The sequence below is a fragment of the Streptacidiphilus pinicola genome (assembly GCF_003258295.1).
In the GTDB taxonomy this organism is placed as follows: Bacteria; Actinomycetota; Actinomycetes; order Streptomycetales; family Streptomycetaceae; genus Streptacidiphilus; species Streptacidiphilus pinicola.
This window is the reverse complement of sequence record NZ_QKYN01000105.1, coordinates 13769-31372: the sequence shown is the minus strand read 5'-3', so window position 1 is coordinate 31372 and position 17604 is coordinate 13769. Positions and strand designations below refer to the sequence as shown.

Genomic DNA, 17604 nt, shown 5'->3' with positions numbered 1-17604 from the left:
CCCATGTCGGTCGTCGTCACGCGCGGTGGTCCACCCCAGGGCCGGGAAGCTGGGGGGGGTGCTGGCGGTCTACGGCCGGTACGTCGAAGCCGTGCACGCCGAGCCGGGCTGCGAGCTGTACGCGCTGCACACCGACGGCACCTCGATCGTCGTGATCGAGAAGTGGGCGACCCGGGCCGATCTCGAAGCCCACGCCAAGGGCGCGGTCCTGGACCGGCTCGGCCCGGAGCTGGGCGCGCCCTTGGCGCCGCCGGCCGGGCGCGGCTCCAGGACGGTGATGTCGGCCGGCCGCTCCCGCAGCGCGTCCAGCTCCGGGCCGAGCCGGTCCAGGACCGCGCCCTTGGCGTGGGCTTCGAGATCGGCCCGGGTCGCCCACTTCTCGATCACGACGATCGAGGTGCCGTCGGTGTGCAGCGCGTACAGCTCGCAGCCCGGCTCGGCGTGCACGGCTTCGACGTACCGGCCGTAGACGGCCAGCACCTCCTCCAGCTTCCCGGGCTTGGGGTGGACCACGGCGGTGACGACGACGGACATGGGCTGTTCTCCTTCGCTCACGGACACTCTCTCAGGCCAACCCGGCCCGGCCGGGGCGTGTTCCCGGCCGGCGTAGGCTTCGGGCCATGGAGATCTGGATCAACCCCCGCTGCTCGAAGTGCCGCGTCGCGATCAGCGAGCTGGACGCCGCGGGCGCGGAGTACACCGTGCGCCGCTATCTGGAGGAGCCGCCGACCGCCGCCGAGCTGGAGGCCGTGCTGGAGCGCCTGCACCTGGAGCCGTGGGACATCACCCGGACCGACGAGCAGGTGGCCAAGGACCTCGGCATGAAGGACCGCGACGCCTGGCCCCGTGACGCCTCCGCCCGCAGCCGCTGGATCGCCGCCCTCGCGGAGCACCCGGTCCTGATCCAGCGTCCGATCATCACCGCCGACGACGGCACCACTGTGGTCGGCCGCTCCGAGGAGGAGCTCGCGAAGGTGCTGCCGAAGGCCTGAGCGGAGAAAATCCGTGGCCGAACATCCGCGCGTGCTGCGAACATCCGCGCATGGTCAATTTCACCGCGCCTGACGGAACCCGCCTCGCCTACCACCGTAAGGGAGCGGGCGGCGACCGTCCGCTCGTCTGCGTTCCCGGCGGACCGATGATGCCCTCCGCCTACTTCGGCGATCTCGGCGGGCTCGCCGCGAGGCGGGAGCTGCTGTTGCTGGACCTACGCGGCACCGGTGACTCGGCGAAACCCGACGACCTCGCGAACACCCGTGTGGACCGGCAGGCCGAGGACGTGGAGGCGCTGCGCCTCGCACTCGGGCTGGAGCAGCTCGATCTCCTCGGCCACTCCGCGGCCGGCGACCTCGTGCTCGCCTACGCGGCCCGCTACCCCGAGCGGGTCCGCTCGCTCGTGCTGGTCTGTGCGCGGGCGCGGAGCGCCGGGATCGACTTCCCCGTCGAGCGGCGCCGTGAGGCGCTGGACCTGCGGCGTGACGAGCCCTGGTACGACGAGGTGGCGGCCGCCTTCGAGCGGGCCGCCGCCGGCGACGCGGAGGACGAGGACTTCGATCTGCTCGACCGCCTCGCCTACGGCCGTTGGGACGCCGCGGCCGAGGAGCACGCCGCCCTCACCGCGGAGTGGTTCGACATGGACGCCGCCGACGCCTACCTCGCCCCCGGCGCGTTCGACGGCGCCGACGAGGCCCGCGCGGTCCTGTCCAAGCTGGACGCGCCCGTGCTGGTGATCTCCGGCGATCTGGACGGCTCGCCCCGCCCCGACTCGGCCGCCGAGGTCGCCGCGCTCTTCCCCCTCGGCGAGCACGTCCGCCAGGCGGGCTCCGCCCACAACCCGTGGGTGGACGCGCCGGAGGAGTTCGTCCGGACGGTGTCGGACTTCCTCGGCAGGGTCCAGTAAGGCGAGGCTCAGGAATCGCGTCCGACGGCGGACGGGCTCGTAGTGGCGCAGGTCACAGTCACTGATGTCACGGGCGGGCGGGCTGTCTCGTCCCGTGGGTGGAAGCCACTCACGAGCACGGAGGAACCCACCATGGACGCGCGACTCGACTTCTTTGCCGCTCCCGTCTCCGGGAAGGCGCTGAAGTACTTCATGAGCGCCGGGAAGGTGATCAAGGAGGCGGGGCTGCCCGCCGAGCTGCAGGAGCTCGTCTCCACCCGGGTGAGCCAGATCAACGGGTGCGCCGTGTGCCTGGACATGCACGCCAAGGAGGCCGTCGCGGCCGGAGTGGGGCCGGTGAAGCTGGCGCTGGTCGCCGCGTGGCGGGAGGCGACGGTGTTCAGCGAGGCCGAGCGGGCCGCGTTGGCGCTCGCGGAGGAGGGGACGCGGGTCGCGGACGCGGCCGAGGGGGTCGGTGACGAGGTGTGGGCGAAGGCCGCCGCGCACTTCGACACCGACCAGCTCACCGCGCTGGTGATCCACATCGCGTTCATGAACATGGTGAACCGGATGAACATCATCACTCGCCAGCCCTGCGCCGGCGACTACGTCGCCGGACAGTTGCACTGAGCCCGGGGCGCCTTGGATGATCACGGATATGAGCAGGGTCGAGGAGTTCGCCGAGCTGCGGCCGCTGCTGTTCTCCATCGCGTACCGGATCCTCGGCAGTGTCGGCGAGGCCGAGGACGCGGTCCAGGAGGCCTGGCTGCGTTTCGAGGCGACGCCGACCCGGCCGCGGTCGACCAAGTCCTTCCTCTCCGCCGTGGTCACCCGGATCTCGATCGACGTGCTGCGTTCGGCCCGGGTGCAGCGGGAGGCCTACGTCGGGCCGTGGTTCCCCGAGCCGCTGCTCGCCGACCCCTACCAGGACCCGGCCCGCTCCGCGGAGTTGGCCGACTCCGTCTCCACGGCGGCGCTCCTGCTGCTGGAGCGGCTCAGCCCGCTGGAGCGCGCGGTCTTCGTGCTGCGCGAGGTCTTCGACTTCGGCTTCCCCGAGGTCGCCGCGGCCGTCGGCCGCTCCGAGGAGGCCTGCCGACAGCTCGCGGTGCGGGCGCGGCGGCACATGAACGCCGGCCGCCCGCGCTTCGAGGCGGACCGCCACGAGCGCGACGAGCTCGCGGCGCGCTTCTTCGAGGCCCTGCGTGAGGGCGACGTCCTCGGCCTGCAGCACCTGCTCGCCGCCGACGTGTCGATGGTCGGTGACGGCGGCGGCAAGGCCCCGCAGCTGGCCCGCGCGGTCATGGGCGCCGACAAGGTGGCCCGGCTGCTCGCCTCCGTCTTCCCGGCCCTGGCCCGGATCGGCCTCACCGTCGAGCCGCACGAGATCAACGGCCAGCCGGGTGCGATCCTCCGCGACGCCGACGCCAAGGTGGTGCAGACGCTGGCGCTCGACGTGCTGGACGGACAGATCCAGTCCATCCGGCTGGTGCTCAACCCCGACAAGCTGGCCCACGTCGGCCCGGTCGCGGACGCCTGGGAGATCTCCCGGGCGTTCAAGGAGTCGCGTCGGCCGCCGCGGTGAGCGCCCGGCGCGCTCCGCGCCGTCTGAGCTAGTCCGCGGTGGCGATCAGCGTCTCCAGCTTCACGTCCGGGTTGCCCCGGACGAAGCTGTTGAGCTGCCACTTGTCGCCGAAGAGCGCGAGGACCGCGTTGTCGCTGCGGCGGGTCAGCGGCTCGCCGGTGACCAGGCGGGCCTTGTTCAGCACGTCCGCCCCGGCCGCGTCGGTGACGCGGGCCAGCGAGTAGGGCAGGCGCTCCAGCACGATGGGCGAGGAGAACTCGTGCTCCATGCGGTGCAGCACGACATCGAACTGCATCGGCCCGACGGCGGCGAGCACCGGCGCCTGGTCACCGCGGCGGTCCGAGGTGAGCACCTGGACGACGCCTTCCTCGTCCAGCTGCGAGATGCCCTTGCGGAACTGCTTGCTGCGGCTGATGTCCTTCGGGCGCGCGACCGCGAAGTGCTCGGGCGCGAACGCGGGCAGCGGCGGGAACTCGGCCTTCCTGCCGACGTAGAGGGTGTCGCCCACGCGCAGCGCGGTCGCGTTGATCAGCCCGACCACGTCGCCCGGGTAGCAGATGTCCGCGACGGTGCGCTCGGCGCCGAAGACGGTGTGCGCGTACTTGGTCGCCAGCGAGCGGCCGGAGGCGGCGCGGGTGACGTTCATGCCGCGCTCGAAGACACCGGAGCAGACACGGATGAAGGCGATGCGGTCCCGGTGCGCCGGGTCCATGTTGGCCTGGATCTTGAAGACGACGCCGGAGAACTCCTCCTCCACCGGGCGGTGGTCGCCGTTCGCCAGCTCGCGGGCGTCGGGGGAGGGGGCGAGGTCCACGACGGCGTCGAGCAGCAGCCGGACACCGATGTTGGTGAGCGCGGAGCCGAAGAAGACCGGGGTGATCTTGCCCTCGCGGAAGGCGACCGGGTCCCAGCCCGGCCCGGAGTCGAGCGCGAGCTCCAGCTCCTCCAGCGCGGTCGGCCACAGCTCGCCCTCGACGGCCTCGGCCGCGGCGGCGTCCATCCGCTGCTCCTCGGCCTCGTGGGTGCCGCCAGGGACGCGGGTGTACTTCAGGAACTGCTCGGTGTCCGCCGCCTCGACCAGGCCGCGGAAGTTGCCCGCGTTGCCGACCGGCCAGACCTGCGGAACGGGCGTGATCTCCAGGATGTTCTGGATGTCGTCCAGCAGCTCCAGCGCCTCGCGACCGCGCCGGTCCCACTTGTTGATGAACGTGATCACCGGCACGCCGCGGTGGCGGCAGACGGAGAACAGCTTGCGGGTCTGCTCCTCCAGACCCTTGGCCGCGTCCACCAGCATGATCGCGCAGTCGACCGCGGAGAGGACGCGGTAGGTGTCCTCGGAGAAGTCGGCGTGACCGGGGGTGTCGACCAGGTTCATCACGTGGTCGCGGTGCCCGAACTGCAGCGCGGCGGAGGTGACCGAGATACCGCGGTCCCGCTCCAGCTCCATCCAGTCCGAGGTGACGCCCTTGCGCCCGCCCTTGCCGTGCACGGCACCGGCCGAGGTGATCGCCTGCGCGTGCAGCGCGAGCGCCTCGGTCAGCGTCGACTTACCGGCGTCGGGGTGCGAGATCACGGCGAAGGTACGGCGCCGCGAGGCTTCCTGCAGAACCTGGGCAGCGGTGGCGGGGGAGTCGGTGCTCACGTCGTTCCTCAGGTCCTTCGCGCGGTCGGTCCGGTTGTGCCGTGTTTCAGCCTGCAGCGTCCGTTGCGGGCAACCGCACCACTCTACCGGGCCGGGCGGGTGAACTCAGAAGACGATCAGCGAGCGGCCGCCCTTGCCCTCGCGCATGCGGTCGAAGGCGGCGGGGATGTCGTCGAGGGTGATCCGGTCCGTGATCAGGGCGTCGAGGTCGAGGCGGCCGGCGCGGACGTGCTCCGCGAGGAGCGGGACGTCGCGGTCCGGGACGCCGTCGCCGTAGACGCAGGCGGTCAGGGTGCGGGCGAAGTGGAAGATCTCCAGGGCGTTGAAGGCCACCTGGTCGTCCTTGGAGCCGATGCCGACGACGGTGGTGCGGCCGCCGCGACGGGTGGAGTTCCAGGCGGCGCGGATGGTGGTGGAGCGGCCGACGCACTCGAAGGCGTGGTCGGTGCCGTGACCGCCGGTGAGCTTGCGGACGGTCTTGGCCGTCTGGTCGTCCGCCACGACGAACTCCGTCGCCCCGTGGCGGCGTGCCAGCTCCTCCTTCTCCGGCGTGACGTCCACGGCGACGATCGGCCCGGCGCCCGCGATCCGCAGGCCCTGCAGCACGGCAAGCCCGACGCCGCCGAGCCCGAAGACGACCGCCGACTCGCCCTCGCGCACCCGCGCGGCGTTGTGCACGGCGCCGTAGCCCGTCAGCACGGCGCAGCCGAGCAGCGCGGCCGCGTCCAGCGGCACGCCCTGCGGCAGCGGGATCACCGCGCTCTCGGAGACGACCGTCTCCGCGGCGAACGCGGCGACACCGAGCCCGGGGTAGACGCCCGTCCCGTCGGCGAGCGCGGCGTACGTCTCGACGGAGGCGGCGTACGAGTTCTCGCACAGCCAGGGCTCTCCGAGCTCGCACAGATGGCAGTGCCCGCAGGCCGGCGCCCAGTTGAGCACCACCGGGTCGCCGACGGCGACCTTGCTCACGCCCTCGCCCACGGCCACGACGGTGCCGGCGCCTTCGTGGCCGAGGACCACGGGGGTGGCGGCGCGCAGCACGCCTGTCGCGAGCGACAGGTCGGAGTGACACACGCCCGCGGCGGCGAGCTTCACCCGGACCTGTCCCGGACCGGGGTCGGGGAGCGTGATCTCGGTGAGTTCCAGGGCTGCGCCCACGGAGGAAAGCAGCGCGGCGCGGACCGTCGTCGTCACGAGAGGAGAGCCTTTCTGATCATCGGATGGTTGCACTATCCGGGGGTGTCAAAGGTCAGAACTGGAGCGACTTGGTCCGCAGGAACTCTTCGAGGCCGTGGCGGCCGAGTTCGCGGCCGATGCCGGAGCCCTTGTAGCCGCCGAACGGCGCCAGCGGGTTGAAGCGGCCGCCGTTGATGTCGACCTGGCCGGTGTCCATGCGGCGGGCGAAGGCGACCGCCGTCTCCTCGTCGGCCGCCCAGACGCCGCCCGCGAGGCCGTAGTCCGTGCCGTTGGCGAGCTCGGCCGCGTGGTCCTCGTCGCGGTACGCCAGGACACAGAGCACGGGGCCGAAGATCTCCTCCTGGGCCACCGTCATGTCCGGGGTGACGTCCGCGAGGATCGTCGGGCGGACGAAGAAGCCGCGCTCCGCGCCCTCGGGGGCGTCGACGCCGCCCGCGACCAACCGCGCGCCCGCGTCCAGGCCGGCCTGGATGTAGCCGCGTACGCGGTCCCGCTGCTTGGCGTTGACGACGGGGCCCAGCCGCGTCTCCGCGGCGGTCGGGTCGCCGGGGACGTACTTTGCCGCGGCCTTGGCCGCGATCGCGACGGCCTCCTCGTACTGGTCCTGGTGGACCAGCAGCCGGGTCCACGCGCTGCACGTCTGACCGGAGTTGGCGAAGACGTTGCCGACGTTGACGTTGACCGCGCGGGCGAGGTCCGCGCCCGGCAGGACCACGTTGGCGGACTTGCCGCCCAGCTCCAGCGCGACGCGCTTGACGCCGCGCCCGGCCTGCTCGGCGATCGCGCGGCCGACGGCGGTCGAGCCGGTGAAGGAGACCAGCTCCACGTCGGGGTGCGCGGCGAGCGCCGCGCCCGCGACCGTGCCGACGCCGGTGACCAGGTTGAAGACGCCGGCCGGCAGGCCCGCCTCGTGGACGATCTGCGCGAAGAGGCGGGCGACCAGCGGGGTGTCCTCGGCGGGCTTCAGCACGACGGTGCAGCCGGCGGCCAGCGCCGGGACGACCTTGGCGACGATCTGGTGCAGCGGGTAGTTCCACGGCGTGATCGCGCCCACGACGCCGGCGGGCTCGCGGTAGACGGTCGAGTTGCCGACGCGCTCGGTGAACTCGAAGCCGGACAGCAGGTCCACGTAGCCGGAGGCGACCGCGAGCGGCAGGCCCGCGTGCACCGCGGTGGCGAAGCCGATGGGTGCGCCCAGCTCGGCGGTGACGGTCGCGGCGATCTCCTGCTGGCGCGCGGCGAGGCCGTCGCGGAGCGCGGTCAGGAAGCCGAGCCGGGTCTCCTTGCCGGTCGCGCCCCAGGCGCGCTGCGCGGCGCGGGCCGCGGCGACCGCGGCGTCGACGTCGGCGGCGTCACCGGCGGCGACGGCGGCGAGGGCCTCCTCGGTGGCGGGGTTGAGGACGGTGATCGTCCCCTGGCCGAGCGAGGGCCGCCAGCTGCCGCCGATGTACTGGTCGGTGTAGGTCTCCACCTTGGTCCCTCCGGGCCGCGCGCGACGAGAGCGAGAAAACTTAGCAGTGCTAGTCAAGGCGCGTCCGCGCCCGCGCGCAAGGCCCCTTCCGAGTGCCACAGGTCACGTGGCGCGTCGCGTGCGCGAGTGCTGGGACCAAGGACCGGACGTACTGGCATGGAGAGTGGCCCGGAGCACTTAGACTGCACGCGTGCGATCGGAAGCCCGGGACGAGGCCCCTGTGAAGGCGAAGCGTGTGCCGAGGGCACTGCGCGAACAGCAGATGCTGGACGCCGCCGTGAAAGTCTTCTCCCGGTCCGGCTACCACGCCGCGTCGATGGACGAGATCGCCGAGGAGTGCGACGTCTCCAAGCCGATGCTCTACCTCTACCTCGGTTCGAAGGAAGAGCTGTTCGCGGCGTGCATCCGCCGGGAGGCCGACCGGCTGATCGCCCGTTTCGCCGAGGCGGCGGACCCGTCGCTGGAGCCGGGGGACCAGCTGTTCCGCGGGCTGACCGCGTTCTTCGCCTTCGTCGCCGAGCACCGGGACAGCTGGATCGTCCTCTACCAGCAGGCGCGGGCACAGGGCGAGCCCGTCGTCGCCGAGGTCGCCGCGGCCCGCGCCGAGGTCTCCGGCGCCGTCACCACACTGCTGCGCCGCGCCGTCCGCGAGGTCGGCGGCGACGACGTCCCCGGCCCCCGTGCGGGCGAGGCGCGCCCGGACCGCGGCGAGGCCGCGGCCATGGCCGCCATCATCACCGGCGCGGCCGACGCCCTCGCCGGCTGGGTCCTCGACACCGGCCCGGAGGCCGCGGAGGAGTCCGCCCGCCGCCTCATGTCCGTCATCTGGATCGGCCTGGAGCCGCGGCTGCGCGGCGCCCGCTACGGCGGCTGACCCGTCCGGGCGGGCACGCGCCGATCCTGACGCCGGTTCAGACGACCGGCCCCAAGGCGCAGACCACCGGCAGCGGATGGGCCGGGTCGAGCGCGTTCCCAATCATGATGGCCACGCCCGAGTCGTAGGCGAGGCCGATGTGGCCGACCGGGTCGAGCCAGCAGGTGTCCTGCACGGTGACGTTGTCGACGCCGGGCTCGTGGACGAACTCGGTGCCGTACGGCGTGACCAACTCGTCCGTGCGGGAGGCGATGACGGTGTAGGCGATGCCGGGCTGCGCGATCGGGCCGGTGTTCAGCGGGCCCACGAGCGAGCCCCCGGTGGTGAGTTCGGTGCAGGCCGCGCAACCCGCCGTGCGCAGCACCTGGTCCACCTGGGAGCGCACGCCGAGGTCGTCGGCGACGGTGATCAGGTCGGCGAAGGTGGTCCCGTGGGTCGGCGGGGCCAGCGCCACCACCTTGGCGATCTTCGCGGCGTAGCCGGGAAGGAACTTGGGCAGGTAGAGCGACTGGAACCCGCCCTCGGAGTGTCCGACCAGGTCCAGCTTCGCGGCGCCGGTCGCCGCGAGGATCTGGTCGATGTCGGCCGCGATCTCGTGCGAGGACCGCTCGATCGGCACCAGCCCGCCGACCGGCACCCCCGGGACGGCCTCGCCGTAGGTCGGCGCGTAGACGCAGTACCCCGCGAGGGCGAGCTCGGGGCCCAGGGTGGCGAAGTTACCCGGCCCGTTGCCGCCGAGCCCGTGCAGCAGCAGCACCGGTTCCGGGTGGGCGGCCGACGGCCGGCAGGACCAGTCGTCGAAGCCGGAGGATGGTCCGGTCGCGGCGTGGGCCGGGTCGGTGGCCCCGGCGAGCAGGAGCAGGCCGGCGCAGGCGGCGAGTAAGGCCGTGCGCAGGGGACGCAGAGGGCGGCGACGCATCGGTGCCTCCAGGGTGGGGGAGGGTGGTAGCCGATATGACAGCACGTCTGCTTGTTACCAACAAGACTTCTTGTCCAAGTTGCTGATGCGCCGTCATGATGGGTGGCATGAGCGAGGGTCGACGCATCAGAGGGCTGGACGCCGAGCAGCGCAAGGCACTCCGCAGGCGGCAACTGCTGGACTCCGCCCTGGAGTTGTTTGCCGAGCAGGGCTACGCGGCCACCTCGATCGAGCAGCTCTGCCAGCACGCCTTCGTCGGCACCAAGGGCTTCTACGAGACCTTCGACAGCCGCGAGGCCTGCTACCTCGCCCTGCTGGCCGAGATCACCGAGCGGACCGAGGCCCTGATGAACGCCCGTCTGGCCGAGGGCGCGGACGAACCGGCCCTCGTCGACGCCTTCGCCGACGCGCTGGTCGGCGACCCCCGCATCGCCCAGGTCGCTTTCGGCCACGGCATGGCCGTCTCCCCGGCCCTCGAACACGCCCGCCGCGAGAACCGCCGCTGGGCGGCGTCCTTCGTCATCCGCGTCTGGCAGTCCTCCGGCCTCGCCACCGCCCCCGCGGCCCACCTGCGCGTCGCCGCGACGGGACTGGTCGGCGGCATGTTCGACCTGATCGCCGACTGGCTGGTCACCGCCGAGCCGACCGACACCGGCCCCCTGCGCTCCGCCCTCACCGGCTTCTACGCCGTCGTGCGCGCCGGGGTGGTGACGGCCGCCCCCGCGCGGTCCTAGTGGGGCCGGGCGAGGCGCGCGTGCAGGTGGGAGTCGTGGCGGAGGCCCGAGGGGTCCACGTAGAAGTCGCGCATGGTGCCCTCCAGGGCGAAGCCGGCCTTTTCGGCGACGCGGCAGGAGCCGGGGTTGGCGAGCGCGTGGTCGAGGCTGAGGCGGTGGAGGCCGAGGCCGCCCTTCGAGGTGGGGGAGAGGGCCCAGTGGGCGGCCGTTTCCAGGGCGTTGGAGGCGAGGCCGCGGCCGCGGGCGGCGGGGGTGATCCAGTAGGTCATCACGGCCTGGTCCGGGAGGCGGTTGACCTCGCGGGCGGCGAGGAAGCCGAGCATGACGCCGTCGGCGCCCCGGGTGGCGTCGGTGATCGCGAACACCGCCGAGCCGGTGGACCACGCCATCAGGCGGGCGCCCAGCCAGAACCGCGCGCGCTCCGCCTCCGGGGCCTCGGCGACGGTGCGGCCGCCGGCCCAGCGCAGGATCTCGGGGTCGCGCAGGGCCTCCGCGATCGCGGGCTCGTCCGTGAGGGAGAGCGGCCGGAGCAGCAGGCCGTCGCCCGTGAGGGTGAGCGGGGTGAGGGCGGTGGTCGAAGTCGTCACCGACCGGTTCTATCGCGACGGACCACCGCCCCGCACCCCGTTACGATCCCAGCGCCGCCATCGCGGCGTTGTGGCCGGGGATGCCGCTGACACCGCCGCCGCGCGGCGCGCCCGCGCCGCAGAGCAGGAGGTTGGCGGCGTAGGGGGTGCCGACGCCCCAGCGGCCGGCGGTGGGGTCGGCCGCCTCGGCGAAGGGGAGGACCAGCGGGCGGTGGAAGATGTTGCCGCCCGGCAGGCCCAGGTCGGCGTCCAGGTCCGGCGGGGTGCGCGCCTCGATGCACAGCTCGCCGTCAGCGTCCCGGGCCAGACAGTCCGTCAGCGGCTCGTCCAGCACCGCGTCGAGGGAGGTCAGGACGGCGCGCAGCGCCGACTCGCGGTCGTGGGCGGGGAAGAGGCGCGCGGGCTGGTGCAGGCCGAAGAGGGTGAGCGTCTGGTAGCCGCGCTGCTGCAGCTCCGCGGAGAGGATGCTCGGATCGGTGAGCGAGTGGCAGTAGATCTCCGACGGGGCCGGGCTCGGCAGCTCGCCGCGCTCCGCCTGGCGGTAGGAGGTCTCCAGCTCACGGTAGCCCTCGGCGATGTGGAAGGTCCCGGCGAAGGCGGCGCGCGGGTCGACCGAGTGGTCGCGCAGCCGCGGCAGTCGGGTGAGCAGCATGTTGACCTTCAGCTGCGCGCCCTCGACCGGCTCGGCGGCCGTGTCGTCGCCGACCAGGCGGGCGAGTTCGCGCGGCGAGGCGTTGCAGAGCACCCAGCGTGCGCCCAGCACCCGCTCCGCACCGCGCGCGTCGGTGAACGCCACCTCCGCCGACGTCCCGTCCGCCTGAACGGACGTCACCTCACAGCCCGTCAGGATCTGCGCCCCGGCCGCGCGGGCGGCACGCTCCAGCGCGCCGGAGACGGCGCCCATGCCGCCGACCGGGACGTCCCAGTCGCCGGTGCCGTTGCCGATGACGTGGTAGAGGAAGCAGGCGTTCTGCCGCAGCGAGGCGTCGTGCGCGTGGGCGAAGGTGCCGATCAGGGCGTCCGTCAGGACGATGCCGCGCACCACGTCGTCCGCGAAGGCGGTCTCGACGGCCTCGCCGATCGGCCGCTCGAACAGGGCCTCCCAGGTCTCCTCACCCGCCGCGTCCGTGACGAGCTTGCGCAGCTGGGCGCGGTCCGGCAGCGGCTCGGTGAGGGTCGGGAAGACCGCCTGCGCCACCCGGTGGGTTCGGCCGTAGAAGTCCTGCCAGGCGGCGAACTCCCCGTCGCCGCCGGTCAGGGCGCGGAAGCCGGCCGCCGTCGCGGCGGTGTCGCCGTTGTCCACGAGCAGGCCGCGGCCGTCCCCGTAGGGCGTGTAGGAGGAGTAGCGGCGCCGCCGCAGTTCGAGCGAGAGCCCCAGCTCCGAGACGATCTTCCTCGGCAGCAGGCTCACCAGGTACGAGTAGCGCGACAGCCGCGCGTCGACGCCGGTGAAGGCGTGCGCGGAGACCGCCGCGCCGCCGGTGTGGTCCTGGCGTTCCAGCACCGCGACGCGCCAACCCGCGCGGGCCAGGTAGGCGGCGGCGACCAGTCCGTTGTGGCCACCGCCCACGACGATCGCGTCGTAGCCGGCTGAGGCATCCGAGGGGACAGCGGAGACACCCGTGGCGGAGTTCATGTGCTCCGTCCTATCAGCGTCCCGCCGGTAGCGGAAGGAGGCCTTCAGCGGATCCGCCTCAGCGGACCATCCGCAGCTGCAGCCAGCAGGAGAGCCGGTCGTCGGGGTGGTCCAGATCGATGCCGAAGAGCTCGCCGGCCCGCCGCAGGCGGTACTTGAGCGTGTTCGGGTGGATGGTCAGCCGTGCCGCGGCCTCGCCCACGTTCCCGACCGCGTCGAGCCAGGCGGTGACGGAGGCGGCGAAGGAGGTGCCCTTGGCGCGGTCGTGCTCCAGCATCGCCTCGACGCCGGGGTGCCGCAGCCGCGGACGGCGGGCCAGCTCGTCGCCGACGTGGGCGAGCAGCACCCGGGCGTGGGTCTCGCGCAGCGTCGCGAAGCCGGGCGCGTCGGGGTCGGCGGTGGTGACCCGGAGGATGTCGTCGACCTCGGCGCGCAGGTCGGGCAGCTCCTCCGGGCCGGTGGCGATCCGGGAACAGGCCGCGCGCAGCGGCGTCTCCACACTGCGGTCCAGCACGGCCGCGGCCTGCTCGCCGAGCCGGCGCGCGGTCGCGAACGCGGCCACGGTGTCGTCGAGTGGCAGCAGCACGTAGACGGTGCGGCCGACGGTCGCCACGGACGCCTCGGCGTGCACGGCCGGCCAGTGCCGGGTGGACGCGGCGGCGAGCCGGACCAGCAGGTCGTCGGCGGGCGTCTCGGCGTCGGGCGAGAGGGCCGAGACGGCCGAGGGGGCGACGGGCGCGAAGCCGAGCAGCGCCAGCGGCCGCTGACCGGGCAGGCCGAGCTCGAAGCGCACCTCGCGCGCCGTGCGGCGGCCGCGGAGTGCCGCGCGCAGCGCGTCCTCGCGCGCCTGCAGGTCCAGCTCGGCGGCGCTGCGGCGGCGCAGCATGTGCAGCGCGGCCAGCCGGGCGCCGTCCAGCAGCGCTCGCTCGCCCGCCTCGTCGATCGGTGCGGCGCCCTCGATGGCCCAGATGCTGCCGAGCGGGCGCTGCCCGGCGCGGATGGCGACGGCGACGCGCGGCAGCTCGTCGTCGGAGAGCAGCGGCAGCCGGACGACGCCGGGCGCGGCCAGCACCTCGCGGTACTGGGCGATCTGCTCGCGCTGGTACGGCACGCGACGGCCGAGGATGCCCTTGCGCCGATGCTCGTCGATCGGCTGGTCGGGCAGGGTCGAGTAGGCGAGCACCCGGTGGTCCAGGTCCTCGATCGCCACGGCGCCGCCGGTGACCGCTCCCATGGCGTCGGCGAGCGCGTACAACTCCTCGCTTGTCCCACTATGGGTCGGCAGATTCGCCATCTTCATCCTGAGATCTTAGGCGAAATCGCCAATGACTCGAGATGACGTGAGCCAGAACATAAGGGGGCGCTTCGGAGGGAGAGACGAAGAGCGGGACAATCAGGGTCAAAGACGACGAACGAGGAGCGCGGATGGCGGCGACGCACGCAGCCCACGCGGTCAGGACGGGCAGCCTGGTCGGGCTGTTCCCGCCCGGGACCACCCAGGACGAGACGGGCGCCCTGGTCTTCGCCGGAGTCCCGGTGGCGGAGCTCGCCGAGACCTACGGCACGCCCGCCCTGATCGTCGACGAGGCCGCGATCCGCGCCCGGGCCCGGCAGTACGCCGACGGCCTCGCCGCCCGCTGGCCCAACTCCCGTGCCACCTTCGCCTCGAAGGCCTTCCCCTGCACCGCCGTCTACCGGCTGCTGGCCGAGGAGGGCCTCGGCATCGACGTCGCCGGCGGCGGCGAGCTGACCCTCGCCCTCGCCGCGGGCGCCGACCCGGCCGGTCTGGTCGTGCACGGCAACGCCAAGACCGAGGAGGAGCTGCGCCTCGCCGTCGAGGCGGGCGCCGGGACGATCGTCGTCGACAACTTCGACGACATCGACAAGCTCGAGACCATCCTTTCCGAGAAGAGGGGCCTCAGCGAGACCGGCTCGGAGCAGGGCGTGCTGGTGCGGGTCACCCCCGACATCCGCCCGGACACCCACGAGGCCGTCTCCACCGGACAGAACGGCTCCAAGTTCGGCCTGCTGCTGCCGCAGGCCCGCGAGGCGATCGCCCGACTGCGCGGCAGCGACCGGCTGCGGCTGGACGGCGTCCACGTGCACGTCGGCTCGCAGATCCTCGACCTCGACCCCTTCGCCCAGGCCGTCGAGGCCGTCGCCGAGCTCGGCGAGTTCGCCGTCTACGACCTGGGCGGCGGCCTCGGCTCCCGGTACACCTACACCGACCACCCGCCCACGGTGGAGGCGTACCTCGACGCCATGCTCGACGTCGCCAGGAAGCTGCTGCCCGCCGACGCCCGGATCCTCATCGAGCCGGGACGCTCGATGGTCGCCGAGTCCGGCGTCTCGCTCTACCGCGTCGTCTCCGTCAAGCGCGGGGGAGGCCACACCTTCGTCGCCGTCGACGGCGGCATGGGCGACAACCTCGAGGTCTCCCTCTACCAGCAGCGCTTCGAGGCCGCCGTCGCCACCCGCCCGACCGGCGCGGGAGAGCTGTGCCGCCTGGTCGGCCGCCACTGCGAGTCCGGCGACACCCTCAGCGCCGACGTGCCGCTGGACGACCCGCGCGTCGGCGACCTGATCGCCGTGCCGGTCACCGGCGCCTACACCTACGCGCTCAGCAACAACTACAACGGCGCCCGGCGCCCCCCGGTGGTCTTCGTCCGCGACGGCGAGCACCGCCCCGTCGTGCGGCGCGAGACCTACGCCGACCTGATGCGTCGCGACCTGCCGTAACGGCACCTCTCCACTTCCCCGTCCCGTACCTCACGTCCGGGACGGGAGGTCACCCTGCCCCGACCGACTCCCGAAAGGCACCCGCATGCCCCCGAACGATGTGAGACTCCGTCAGCAGCTGCTGCGCCGCAAGCCCGTCTCGGCCTTCCTGGCGGACTCCGAGAATGGCGGCGACGGCCATGGGAGCGGCGGGCTGCGCCGGACCGTGGGCACCTTCCAGCTCACGATGATCGGCGTCGGGGCCACCATCGGTACGGGCATCTTCTTCACCCTGAGCACCGCCGTCCCCGAGGCCGGGCCCGCGGTGATCCTCTCCTTCGTGATCGGCGCGATCACCGCCGCGCTGACCGCGCTCTGCTACGCCGAGCTGACCTCGGCCGTGCCGGTCTCCGGCTCGTCCTACTCCTACGCCTACGCGACGCTGGGCGAGCTCGCGGCCTGGCTGGTCGGCTGCTGTCTGCTGCTGGAGTACGCCGTCTCCGGCGCGGCCATCGCGGTCAGCTGGGGCCAGTACCTCAACGACCTGACGCAGCGCCTGTTCGGCTTCACCATGCCGGCGGCGATATCCGCCCCGCCGGGCGCGGGCGGCTACGTCAACCTGCCGGGTGTGGTCCTGGTCGTGCTCTGCTGCCTGGTGCTGATGCGCGGCAGCAAGGAGTCCGCGCTGGTCAACACCATCATGGTGCTGATCAAGCTGGGCGTGCTGGTGCTCTTCGTGGTCATCGGCGTCACCGGCTTCCACAGCGGCAACCTGCACCCCTTCGCGCCGCTCGGCTTCGCCGGCATCAGCGCCGCCGCCTCCTCGGTCTTCTTCTCCTTCATCGGCCTCGACGCGGTCTCCACCGCGGGCGAGGAGGTCAAGAACCCGCAGAAGACGCTGCCCCGCGCCGTCATCGGCGCGCTGCTGGTGGTCACCGCCTTCTACTGCGTCGTCGCCTTCGTCGGCGTCGGCGCGCAGAAGTGGACCCTCTTCAACGGCCAGGACGCGGGCCTGTCCGCGATCCTGCAGCGGGTGACCGGCCAGACCTGGCCCGGCGCGATCCTGTCGGCGGGAGCGGTGATCTCCATCGTCAGCGTCACGCTGGTCGTCATCTACGGGCAGACCCGCATCCTCTACTCCATGGGCCGCGACGGCATGCTGCCGCCGGTCTTCCGCAAGCTGAACCCGCGCAGCGGCGTGCCGGTCGGCAACACGCTCATCGTCGGTGCGTTCATCGCGGTCCTCGCCGCCTTCGTGCCGCTGGACTGGCTGGCCAACCTCACCTCCATGGGCACCCTGGTCGCCTTCGCCGTCGTGTCGGTGGGCGTCATCGTGCTGCGCGTCCGTGAGCCGCTGCTGAAGCGCGGCTTCAAGGTCCCGGGCTACCCGGTCGTGCCGGCCCTGTCGGTGGTCTTCTGCGGCTACCTGATCTGGAACCTCCCGGCGGACACCTTCGTCCTCTTCGCCTGCTGGGTGGCCCTGGCCCTGGCCGTGTACTTCGGCTACAGCCGCAAGCACTCGCGCCTCGGCCGCCAGGAGGCGGAGCCGAGCCTGCCGGAGTCGGTGCTCGCCGAGTAGGCGGGCTGCGCTCTTCGGGTGGTTACTCACCCGTTCGGCGTGTGCGCGGTCGCAGCGGCGGGACGGGCGTGTGAGCGTGGCTCTCGCCGCTCCAGACGTGTCCGAACCACCCGGAGGCCCCTGTGTCCGTTCCGTCCACCCGCGTCCGTACGTCGCTCGTCGCCGCCGCGATGGCAGGCACGCTGCTGGTGCTGCCGGCCTGCTCGTCCAGCAACAAGACGAGCAACAACGTCAACGGAGCGGTGGCCGCCGCGACGGCGACGAGCAGTGCGGACCGGGTCAAGCTGGCCAAGACCAAGTTCGTGCTCAACGCCGGTCTGGCCGCCGGGGCGACGTACCAGTGGATCTACAAGCCGTTCAAGGCGGGCACCTTCAAGAGCGGCGCCAAGGGCCGCACCGCCGCGCTGGTCAAGGGCGCGCTCGCGGCGGCCTTCACCTACAACCGCGCGAAGGCGGCGCTGAACGACGCCAAGGGCGACCCGACGCTGTCCAAGGCGACGGTCGCGCTCTCGGGCGCGGTGGAAGGCCTGAAGAACCTGCCGAGCAAGATCAGGGGCGGCAACGCCACCGACGCGGACTTCAACCAGTTCACCAACGTGACCAACAGCATCAAGAGCACGGGCGCCGCCAACGGCGCGCCCGTCACCGACCAGGTCCCCAGCGCGGGCCAGCTGACCCAGATGGTCAACAGCTGAGGCCCCGAGCGCCCTTGGGCGCCCGTCCCGTGACGTCACGGGGCGGGCACTGAATCACCCCAGAAGTCACCCCTGGCGCACACCACCCGCC

Annotated in this window: 16 protein-coding genes and 2 pseudogenes; 10 read left to right on the top strand and 8 right to left on the bottom strand. The window is 72.8% G+C overall.

Annotated elements, in window-relative coordinates; translation table 11 throughout:
• Positions 1-25: 25 nt before the first annotated feature.
• Positions 26-139 (top strand): annotated as a pseudogene (locus DN069_RS42920) (hypothetical protein); the annotation flags it as partial.
• A gap of 209 nt (positions 140-348) precedes the next feature.
• On the opposite strand, the pseudogene DN069_RS42915 reads toward DN069_RS42920, so the two are convergent.
• Positions 349-534 (bottom strand): annotated as a pseudogene (locus DN069_RS42915) (putative quinol monooxygenase); the annotation flags it as partial.
• A gap of 86 nt (positions 535-620) precedes the next feature.
• Between DN069_RS42915 and DN069_RS26020 the strand changes: the two are divergent.
• The 4 genes from DN069_RS26020 to DN069_RS26005 all read left to right on the top strand — a co-directional run bounded on the left by DN069_RS26020 (position 621) and on the right by DN069_RS26005 (position 3461).
• On the top strand, positions 621-992 hold the full coding sequence (locus DN069_RS26020) for an ArsC/Spx/MgsR family protein (RefSeq protein ID WP_111504843.1): 372 nt from the start codon (positions 621-623) through the stop codon (positions 990-992).
• Positions 993-1042: 50 nt separating this feature from the next.
• Positions 1043-1900: an alpha/beta fold hydrolase gene (locus DN069_RS26015; RefSeq protein WP_111504841.1), complete on the top strand. Its 858-nt coding sequence runs from the start codon at positions 1043-1045 to the stop codon at positions 1898-1900.
• A 132-nt stretch (positions 1901-2032) separates the two neighbouring features.
• Complete coding sequence (locus tag DN069_RS26010) at positions 2033-2509, top strand: carboxymuconolactone decarboxylase family protein (protein ID WP_111504839.1); 477 nt, start codon at positions 2033-2035, stop codon at positions 2507-2509.
• A gap of 28 nt (positions 2510-2537) precedes the next feature.
• Positions 2538-3461 (top strand): RNA polymerase sigma-70 factor, encoded by a 924-nt coding sequence (locus tag DN069_RS26005; RefSeq protein WP_111504837.1) that lies wholly within the window; start codon positions 2538-2540, stop codon positions 3459-3461.
• Positions 3462-3489: 28 nt separating this feature from the next.
• On the opposite strand, the gene DN069_RS26000 is transcribed toward DN069_RS26005, so the two are convergent.
• The 3 genes from DN069_RS26000 to DN069_RS25990 form a co-directional block, all read right to left on the bottom strand.
• A complete protein-coding gene (locus tag DN069_RS26000; protein WP_111504835.1) occupies positions 3490-5103 on the bottom strand; it encodes a peptide chain release factor 3 in 1614 nt (537 codons plus the stop codon).
• A gap of 105 nt (positions 5104-5208) precedes the next feature.
• Complete coding sequence (locus DN069_RS25995; protein ID WP_243639724.1) at positions 5209-6297, bottom strand: Zn-dependent alcohol dehydrogenase; 1089 nt, start codon at positions 6295-6297, stop codon at positions 5209-5211.
• A 55-nt stretch (positions 6298-6352) separates the two neighbouring features.
• Positions 6353-7771, bottom strand: a complete 1419-nt coding sequence (locus tag DN069_RS25990) for an aldehyde dehydrogenase family protein (protein WP_111504833.1) — start codon at positions 7769-7771, stop codon at positions 6353-6355.
• A gap of 235 nt (positions 7772-8006) precedes the next feature.
• On the opposite strand from DN069_RS25990, the gene DN069_RS25985 reads away from it, so the two are divergent.
• On the top strand, positions 8007-8645 hold the full coding sequence (locus tag DN069_RS25985) for a TetR/AcrR family transcriptional regulator (RefSeq protein ID WP_243639723.1): 639 nt from the start codon (positions 8007-8009) through the stop codon (positions 8643-8645).
• A 37-nt stretch (positions 8646-8682) separates the two neighbouring features.
• On the opposite strand, the gene DN069_RS25980 is transcribed toward DN069_RS25985, so the two are convergent.
• Positions 8683-9564: an esterase/lipase family protein gene (locus tag DN069_RS25980; RefSeq protein ID WP_111504831.1), complete on the bottom strand. Its 882-nt coding sequence runs from the start codon at positions 9562-9564 to the stop codon at positions 8683-8685.
• A 107-nt stretch (positions 9565-9671) separates the two neighbouring features.
• Here DN069_RS25980 and DN069_RS25975 point away from each other — a divergent pair, with 107 nt between their 5' ends.
• A complete protein-coding gene (locus tag DN069_RS25975; protein WP_243639720.1) occupies positions 9672-10298 on the top strand; it encodes a TetR/AcrR family transcriptional regulator in 627 nt (208 codons plus the stop codon).
• On the opposite strand, the gene DN069_RS25970 is transcribed toward DN069_RS25975, so the two are convergent.
• Genes DN069_RS25970 through DN069_RS25960 form a run of 3 tightly spaced genes read right to left on the bottom strand, consistent with a single transcriptional unit; the run spans position 10295 to position 13821 of the window.
• Positions 10295-10885 carry a GNAT family N-acetyltransferase gene (locus DN069_RS25970; protein WP_111504827.1) on the bottom strand — a complete coding sequence of 197 codons (591 nt, stop codon included), beginning with the start codon at positions 10883-10885 and terminating at the stop codon, positions 10295-10297. The two genes, DN069_RS25975 and DN069_RS25970, sit on opposite strands and share 4 nt — an antisense overlap.
• Before the next feature lie 40 nt (positions 10886-10925).
• Positions 10926-12521: a phytoene desaturase family protein gene (locus DN069_RS25965; RefSeq protein ID WP_111504825.1), complete on the bottom strand. Its 1596-nt coding sequence runs from the start codon at positions 12519-12521 to the stop codon at positions 10926-10928.
• 58 nt (positions 12522-12579) lie between these two features.
• Positions 12580-13821 carry a PucR family transcriptional regulator gene (locus tag DN069_RS25960; RefSeq protein ID WP_111504823.1) on the bottom strand — a complete coding sequence of 414 codons (1242 nt, stop codon included), beginning with the start codon at positions 13819-13821 and terminating at the stop codon, positions 12580-12582.
• Positions 13822-13946: 125 nt separating this feature from the next.
• On the opposite strand from DN069_RS25960, the gene lysA reads away from it, so the two are divergent.
• The 3 genes from lysA to DN069_RS25945 all read left to right on the top strand — a co-directional run bounded on the left by lysA (position 13947) and on the right by DN069_RS25945 (position 17513).
• A complete protein-coding gene (gene lysA, locus DN069_RS25955) occupies positions 13947-15260 on the top strand; it encodes a diaminopimelate decarboxylase (protein ID WP_111504821.1) in 1314 nt (437 codons plus the stop codon).
• 85 nt (positions 15261-15345) lie between these two features.
• Complete coding sequence (locus DN069_RS25950; protein ID WP_111504819.1) at positions 15346-16818, top strand: APC family permease; 1473 nt, start codon at positions 15346-15348, stop codon at positions 16816-16818.
• A 122-nt stretch (positions 16819-16940) separates the two neighbouring features.
• Positions 16941-17513 (top strand): hypothetical protein, encoded by a 573-nt coding sequence (locus DN069_RS25945; protein WP_243639718.1) that lies wholly within the window; start codon positions 16941-16943, stop codon positions 17511-17513.
• The last annotated feature ends 91 nt before the right edge of the window (positions 17514-17604 follow it).